This window comes from Geobacillus sp. LEMMY01 (genome assembly GCF_002042905.1).
Classification (GTDB): Bacteria; Bacillota; Bacilli; order Bacillales; family Anoxybacillaceae; genus Geobacillus; species Geobacillus proteiniphilus.
This window is the reverse complement of sequence record NZ_MVKA01000063.1, coordinates 1-2,778: the sequence shown is the minus strand read 5'-3', so window position 1 is coordinate 2,778 and position 2,778 is coordinate 1. Positions and strand designations below refer to the sequence as shown.

The window sequence follows — 2,778 nt, the reverse complement described above, 5'->3', positions numbered from 1 at the left end:
AKTGTGGACAGGCTCAATTTCCGGATAGAAGATGTCCATGTGGACGATTTTCAAGCGTTCTATGATACGTTGGATGCGTTTGAAAAGGCGGGTGTGCTAAATGTTCGGCGTCAATTCAAAACAGGGGCGAGCGAGTACGCATATAATCTCCATTTCGGACAAGGTGACGGCGCTGTTTTCGTCGGTTATCGGCATAATTCGATAAACGCAAGACTAGCAAAAGAACGGTTTCACATGAAAGTTGAGCTAAACCCAAATAAGCATAGATTTGAGGAATATAAATCTCTTTGGATTGCGTTGAGGGATTTTCGTAACTTCAAGAAAACGATAAAGTCGGTCGATCTAGCTTTCGATCTGTTGGGCGTTCCGATCGACGCCATTGTTCCGGTATCGACGACAGGGAAATGTGCAAATCGCGTACATGGGACGTTTTATTTTGGGCAGCGCGGCTCGCATGGATTCGTTCGTATATATGACAAGGCAAAAGAGGAGGGATTACAGGGCGTTGAAAAAACGCGTGTAGAGTTCACTATCACGTATGCGGAGCCGATCACGTTTCAAATTTTTCAAGCGATAGGCGCATATGACGTTTTCGAGCAATATATCATTTCCGTGGTGGATTTCGACAAGTTAGACGCGGAGGTGGCTTGTATTCTGTTTGCGTTACATCATGCTTTTCGATCTTTGAAGGATTTCACGCGGAGAAAGCAGGAAAAAATAAAAAAGGCTCTGCTGGGAACAGAGCGAATAAATTTCCAGTCTGTTTTTAATGAGCAAAAGAACGGTGTTTTTCAAACGGTTAAGAAGATCATTAACTTTGATTGGTACGACAAGGTGGTTGATACTAGTATTGTACCGATATTGCCGTGATATGTAAACATATTGGGGTGCGATCATATTTTCGTAATACGAAAATGGGGCGAGGTTTTGGCTGGGTGTCGCGGTTCCTGCTGGGGGACCTTCCGCGTCCGCGGTAGCGGGCGGAAGGTCCACAGGCGCGACACAGGCGGGACCTCGTTTTATTTTTTGTCTGACGAAAATATTTTCGCATTGAGAAAGACTTGTTCGGTACAAATATTTGTCTGACGAAAAATAGTTCGGTCAGATGCGGATAAATATTCGTCTGACGAAAATTTGTTCAGTCGGATACGGAAGCGGATAAAATGCGACAGGTGGGCGCGGCGGACGCGCGGTGCCGCGCAAGGGTTCTCGGGGTTCCCTGCGCGGTGACGCGTCGCCGCCGCCGTCTGTTTCATTTCACGATCACGACGGAAAAAGGATCTTGACGCGTCGGGAGGACAAGCGCTAAAATGGACACAAAGAGAAACGAAAGGGTGATAAAATGGCACGGGACATTAGGGTTGCGTTTAAGTTAGCGGAGGACAAGAAGGAGCTTTTGCAACAATACGCGGAATCATACGGCGTTACGATGTCGGGGCTCTGTGCGTTTATCATTGGTCAGTGGTTATACAATCAAGAAAAGGTCGCGAAGCCGATCATTGAGGCTGTGGGGGAAGTAGTTCGCGAAGTGGTGCGGCAGGAATTGAGTGAGGAAAAGGTGAGGGAGTTTATGAAGATTGAGCTGGCGGAAACAGCCCGAAAGTGAGCGGAGCGAACGTGCCTTGACCACTGGGTGGCGCCCTCTGGTATGCTTGCCGAGCGAAGCGAGGGGAGCGGCAGGCGGAGACCTGCCGTCAAGCATAGGGAGTCCAGAGGGCGCAGGGCCCCAGTGTCAAGGCTCGGGCGTGGCTCGACAGCGACACATAGGGAGGACATGTCGCGACACATGGAAGGAGGTGAAGGACATGGAAAGACTTGCGGAAAGACTTGCGGAGTATAAGCGGCGATACCGTGACGCGATGGATGCGCCGAGATCCCGACGCGGTTTTCTGCTGGCGGACATCATGACAGACATGGAACGTGAATTCCGCATACCGTTTTTGCGTGATCGTGCGGAAAAGGAAGTTGACGCGGAGGTATTGCGTTTCTATCGGCTGGTTTCGGACAGTCGGTCGATTTGAATTTCCAGCTCTACCCGCATATCTAATTAGCGGGTAAATGTGTACATTTTGTACATTCGGGAGGTGGGAAATTGGAAATTCGCATGAGTTTGGACAGGCTCAATTTCCGGATAGAAGATGTCCATGTGGACGATTTTCAAGCGTTCTATGATACGTTGGATGCGTTTGAAAAGGCGGGTGTGCTAAATGTTCGGCGTCAATTCAAAACAGGGGCGAGCGAGTACGCATATAATCTCCATTTCGGACAAGGTGACGGCGCTGTTTTCGTCGGTTATCGGCATAATTCGATAAACGCAAGACTAGCAAAAGAACGGTTTCACATGAAAGTTGAGCTAAACCCAAATAAGCATAGATTTGAGGAATATAAATCTCTTTGGATTGCGTTGAGGGATTTTCGTAACTTCAAGAAAACGATAAAGTCGGTCGATCTAGCTTTCGATCTGTTGGGCGTTCCGATCGACGCCATTGTTCCGGTATCGACGACAGGGAAATGTGCAAATCGCGTACATGGGACGTTTTATTTTGGGCAGCGCGGCTCGCATGGATTCGTTCGTATATATGACAAGGCAAAAGAGGAGGGATTACAGGGCGTTGAAAAAACGCGTGTAGAGTTCACTATCACGTATGCGGAGCCGATCACGTTTCAAATTTTTCAAGCGATAGGCGCATATGACGTTTTCGAGCAATATATCATTTCCGTGGTGGATTTCGACAAGTTAGACGCGGAGGTGGCTTGTATTCTGTTTGCGTTACATCA

General features: G+C 48.3%; 2 protein-coding genes and 2 pseudogenes. All 4 read left to right on the top strand.

Annotated elements, in window-relative coordinates:
• Nucleotides 1-870, top strand: a pseudogene (locus B1A75_RS18830) (replication initiation factor domain-containing protein); the annotation flags it as partial.
• A gap of 472 nt (nucleotides 871-1,342) precedes the next feature.
• A complete protein-coding gene (locus B1A75_RS18825; RefSeq protein WP_079936705.1) occupies nucleotides 1,343-1,606 on the top strand; it encodes a hypothetical protein in 264 nt (87 codons plus the stop codon).
• Nucleotides 1,607-1,805: 199 nt separating this feature from the next.
• Entirely contained in the window at nucleotides 1,806-2,021 is a 216-nt protein-coding gene (locus B1A75_RS18820; RefSeq protein ID WP_079936704.1) for a hypothetical protein, read from the top strand.
• Between the two features lie 71 nt (nucleotides 2,022-2,092).
• Nucleotides 2,093-2,778: pseudogene (locus tag B1A75_RS18815) on the top strand (hypothetical protein); the annotation flags it as partial.